At 74.0% G+C, this 4,819-nt stretch carries 4 protein-coding genes; 2 read left to right on the plus strand and 2 right to left on the minus strand.

What is annotated here, in order from left to right; translation table 11 throughout:
* Positions 1 to 144 precede the first annotated feature (144 nt).
* Positions 145 to 1,416: a transglycosylase family protein gene (locus ACFVZW_RS02760; RefSeq protein WP_384515731.1), complete on the plus strand. Its 1,272-nt coding sequence runs from the start codon at positions 145 to 147 to the stop codon at positions 1,414 to 1,416.
* A 46-nt stretch (positions 1,417 to 1,462) separates the two neighbouring features.
* Here ACFVZW_RS02760 and ACFVZW_RS02765 read toward each other — a convergent pair whose 3' ends face one another.
* Together ACFVZW_RS02765 and ACFVZW_RS02770 are read right to left on the minus strand one after the other, a co-directional pair.
* Positions 1,463 to 2,092 carry a TetR/AcrR family transcriptional regulator gene (locus ACFVZW_RS02765; RefSeq protein WP_384515734.1) on the minus strand — a complete coding sequence of 210 codons (630 nt, stop codon included), beginning with the start codon at positions 2,090 to 2,092 and terminating at the stop codon, positions 1,463 to 1,465.
* Positions 2,093 to 2,172: 80 nt separating this feature from the next.
* Positions 2,173 to 3,351 carry a Glu/Leu/Phe/Val dehydrogenase dimerization domain-containing protein gene (locus tag ACFVZW_RS02770; protein WP_384515737.1) on the minus strand — a complete coding sequence of 393 codons (1,179 nt, stop codon included), beginning with the start codon at positions 3,349 to 3,351 and terminating at the stop codon, positions 2,173 to 2,175.
* Between the two features lie 88 nt (positions 3,352 to 3,439).
* Here ACFVZW_RS02770 and ACFVZW_RS02775 point away from each other — a divergent pair, with 88 nt between their 5' ends.
* A complete protein-coding gene (locus ACFVZW_RS02775; RefSeq protein ID WP_384515740.1) occupies positions 3,440 to 4,669 on the plus strand; it encodes an MBL fold metallo-hydrolase in 1,230 nt (409 codons plus the stop codon).
* Positions 4,670 to 4,819 lie beyond the last annotated feature (150 nt).

Here is a 4,819-nt window from a genome sequence, read left to right on the forward strand (position 1 = left end):
GGCGGGGGGGGGGCGCCCCCCCCCCGCGGTTTACCCCCCCCCCCGCCGGCCGCGGGGGCGGGGCCCCCCCCCCCCCCGGCCGCGGGGGGGGCCCCGGGCCTCTCCCGCGCCCTTCACCGCTCTGCCGACAGGAGCCGTTCACCCATGCCTCGTACGCGTCCCACGCACCGCGCCGTGTCAGCCGTCCCCGTCGTCGGCGCACTGCTGCTCTCAGCCCTGGCGGGTACCACCGCCGAGGCCGCCTCGGTCAGTACCTGGGACAAGGTTGCCCAGTGCGAGAGCGGTGGCAACTGGTCCATCAACACGGGCAACGGCTACTACGGCGGCCTTCAGTTCAGCGCCTCCACCTGGCGTGCGTTCGGCGGCACGCAGTACGCCGCCTACGCCCACCAGGCCACGAAGATGCAGCAGATCCTCACCGCCGAGCGGGTGCTGGCCGTGCAGGGCGAGCGCGCCTGGCCGAACTGCGGTCCGGCGGCCGGCCTGGGCGCCGACCATGCCGACCCCTACCCGGCCCCGGTCCCCTCCGACAGAGGCGACTTCCACCACGCCGTCCGCACGGCGCAGGGCCACTGGACCCCATTGGCGCCGCTGGACGGTTACGACGGCGCCTCCCGCTTCGCGGGGAACCGCCAGTCGATCACCGCCACGCCGGACGGATCGGTCCAGGTCGTCGGCGTGGGAACGGACGGCAACCTGTATCACAACGCCCGCTTCACCAACGGTTCCTGGCAGGGCTGGGCGCCGGTCGACGGGTACGACGGCGCCGCGCGGTTCGCCGCAGGCGAGGTGACCATCGCGGGGATGCCGAACGGAGACGCCCAGCTGGTCGCGGTCGGCAACGACGGCAAGCTGTACCACAACGCCCGTTTCGCCAACGGTTCCTGGCAGGGCTGGGCGCCGGTGACGGACTGGGGCGCCAGGAAGGTCGCGGCGACCGGCCTCCCGAACGGTGACCTCCAGCTCGCCATCGTGGGCAACGACGGCATGGTGTACCACAACATCCGGTACGTGAACGGTTCCTGGCAGGGCTGGCGCGGTGTCGCCGGCTACGGAGGTGCCGCCGGTTTCGCCGCGTCGAGCGTCGCCGTCGCGGGCCTGTCGGACGGCGCGGCCCGGCTGATCGCCGTCGGCAACGACGGCGGGCTCTACCACACCACACGGCAGGCGAGCGGCAGTTGGCAGGCGTGGGGCAAGGTGCCCGGCATCTCCTCGCCCTCGGACATCGCTCTCACCGGTACGCCGGACGGCGGCGCCCAGCTGCTCGCCATAGCCAACGGCACCACGGTGTACCACAACGTGCACCACGCGGACGGTTCCTGGCAGGGCTGGAACCCCATCGGGGCAAACGCCCGCAAGGTCGGCATCGCCGGGGTGGGCACCGGCGACGCCCACATCCTCACCACCGCCGGCTGACCCGGCGCGGCCGGCTCGGGTCCGGGGCCGCCGAGTCCACGACCCGCTAGGGCCGAGTGGGCGGCGCTCCGGCGCCGTCCACGGAGGGGAGGCCGAGCTCACGGGCCAGCGCGGCGTCGGCCCACTCCAGCATGGCCGCGCGCGAGAGCGAGCCGGCGTACGAGGTCATCTGCACCGCGAGCCCGTCCAGGAACGCCGTCAGCCGCCAGGCCGCGGCGGCCGGGTCCGGGCAGGGGAACTCGCCTGCCGCCGCGCCCTCGGCGATCACCTGCGTCAGGGCGGCCTTCCACTGCTGGTCGAGCGCCCCGGCGACCTCGCGCAGCGCGGGTTCCCGCAGGCAGGCCGCCCAGCCCTCGATCCACAGCCGCCAGCCCTTGGCCTGCCCGGTCGGTGCGTACCAGCGGACGGCCGCGCGCAGCCGGCGCAGGGCGCTGGTACGCCGCCCGAGGAGGCGGCGCAGATGTGCGAGGTCGGACTCGGCGGCGTAGGCGAAGGCCGCGGCGACGAGCTTCTCCTTGGTCGAGAAGTGGTAGAGCACCAGCGCGTTGCTGACGCCGAGCGCGGAGGCGACGTCGGCGACCCTGAGGGCCGCCACGCCGCGCACCTCGATCTGCTCGACGGCGGCCCGGAGCAGTTCCTCCTGCCGTTCCGCCACGCTCAACCGCACTCTTGCCACGTCGGTCAGCCTACACAGCACGTGACACGGGCATGATCATCTACGCGGGATGCGGCGCGCCGCGGTGGCGGCCGGCGACGTCAGTACCAGCCGTAACGCTCGGCGATCTCCGGCAGCCGCTCCTCCACCAGCGCGTACGCCGCCGCGCGTGGCGTGCTCCCGTCCGCCTCCGCGCGGTCCAGCATCCGGCCCACCAGGGACCGCATGGCCCGCCGGGTGTACCCGAACGCCTCGTCCGCGTCCGCACCGATGTCGCCGAAGAGGGTCCACCACCACCAGGCGTTCGTGCCCGAATTGACGACGATGTCCGGGAGCACCACGACCCCGCGCGCGGCGAGCAGCTCCTCCGCCTCGGGGAGGACCGGCATATTGGCCGCCTCGACGACCCACCGGGCCCGGATCCGCCCCTGGGCCCCGGCGTCGATCGCGTACGAGACGGCCGCCGGGACCAGGACCTCCGCGTCGACCGACATCCAGGCGTCGCCCGGCTCCTCCCGGTCTCCGGGCCGCAGCACCGAGCGGTCGACGCTCCCGTGTCCGTCGCGGGCCGCGAGGAGCGCCTCGACGTCGAGCCCCTCCGGATTGACGATCGTGCCCTTCACGTCGGCGACCGCCACCACGACGAGTCCGGCGCGCTCCAGGAAGCGGGCGGTGGCCCCGCCCATGGTTCCCAGCCCCTGGATCGAGACCCGCGTGCCCGTGTACGCCCGGCCGGCCCGGTCGAGTGCCACGAGGACCGACTCGGCGACCCCGCAGCCGCCCACGAGCTCGTCGAGCCCGATCCCGTCCACCTCGACCTCGAAGGCGTCGGCCAGCCGTCGCCGAGCCGCCTCCTCGTCCTCCAGGAGGGGGTACACGGCCTGGATCGAGGAGACGAGCCCGGCCTCCGCCGCCGCCCGGTCGATCAGGTCCTGTGTCAGCCCGAGATCCTCCCCGGTGGTCCAGAAGCGCTCGATGTACGGCCGCATCGCCCGCAGGTACCGGACCAGCACGCCGTACGCCTCCGGGGAGCGCGGGTCGCAGTCGATGCCGCCCTTGGCGCCGCCCAGCGGCACGTACCGACTGGTCGGGTCGTAGTGCAGGGCCTCCTTCATGGTCATGCCCCTGGCGAGTCCGGCGACCTCCTCGGCCGTACATCCCTCGCGCATCCGCAGCCCTCCACTGGCCACACCGCGCACCAGCCGGTCGACGACCAGATGGCCGCGACGGCCGGTGACGTGGTCGGTCCAGCCGATGGACAGCAGGGGTGCGGGGCTCATGGGAACACTCCGGGATTCGGCGAGCATTACTGAACAGTGATTCAGTATCGCCCATCGTCCAGGCCGTTAGCGGCGCGGGTTGCCCATAATGGAACGACACCGACCATCAGGAGGCCTCGTGACCGGCACCGGCTCCGACCACTCGCTGCGGGCCCGCCTGCGCGCCCTGCGGCCCGAGGCCTTCGGCGCCGACCCGGCGGGGGAGCGCTGGGAGCGCATCCGGCGCTCGCCGAACTTCGCCGACGGGGTCTTCCAGAACCCGGTGGCCGCCCGGACCCGGCCCTCCGGTTCCACCGTAGAGTTCGCCAAGATCTACTTCCAGAAGGAGGCGCGGGCGCGTCGAGCCCCCACCGGCACGATCCCCGTCCATGCCACCACCCTGGCCGACCTCGCCAAGCCCCCGGTCTCGGGGCTCCGCCTCACCTGGATGGGGCACTCCAGCGTCCTCGCCGAGATCGACGGCCACCGGGTGCTCTTCGACCCGGTCTGGGGCGACCGCTGCTCGCCCTACACCTTCGCCGGACCGAAGCGGCTGCACCCCGTGCCGCTGCCGCTCGCCGCGCTCGGCCCGGTCGACGTCGTCGTGATCTCGCACGACCACTACGACCACCTCGATCTGCCCACGATCAAGGCCCTGGCCTCCACGGACACGGTCTTCGCGGTCCCGCTGGGGGTCGGCGCCCATCTGGAGCGCTGGGGCGTGTCACCGTCGCGTCTGCGCGAGCTCGACTGGAACGAGTCCACCGAGATCGGCGAGCTGCGGCTCACCGCGACCCCCGCGCGCCACTTCTGCGGCCGCGGTCTGCGCAACACCCAGCACACCCTCTGGGCGTCCTGGGTCGTCTCGGGCCCCGACCACCGGATCTTCCACAGCGGTGACACGGGCTACTTCCCCGGCTTCGCCGAGATCGGCGCCGCGCACGGCCCCTTCGACGCGACCATGATCCAGATCGGGGCGTACTCCACCGAGTACTGGCCCGACATCCACATGACGCCCGCCGAGGGCGTGCAGGCCCATCTCGACCTCCAGGGCGGCCGCCCGCACGGCGTCCTGCTGCCGATCCACTGGGGCACCTTCAACCTGGCCCCGCATGCCTGGGCGGAGCCCGGCGAGTGGACGACCGACGCGGGAGGGGAGGCCGGCCAGGCCGTCGCGTCCCCCCGCCCGGGCGAGCCCTTCGAGCCTTCCGGAAAGCTCCCCGCCGAGCCCTGGTGGCGAGGCGTCTCCGTCCCCATCGCGCGCCCCTGGCGCCACCCCAAGGGACAGGCTCCGGCCGCTGCGGCCCGCGGAGACCTGGACCTCGCGGGCGAGCGCTGACCCCGGGGCGCGTACGCACCTGACGAACTCGCGGCACCGGGCTCGGTCCGGCTGAACTCCATCGGCGGCCGGCCCGGCCCCGCGCCCGGGGGGGGGCGGGGGGGGGCCGGGCCGCCCGACCACCCACCCCCCCCCCACCCACGGGCGCCC

Origin of the sequence: Streptomyces sp. NPDC059567, assembly GCF_042735655.1 — a bacterium.
In the GTDB taxonomy this organism is placed as follows: Bacteria; Actinomycetota; Actinomycetes; order Streptomycetales; family Streptomycetaceae; genus Streptomyces.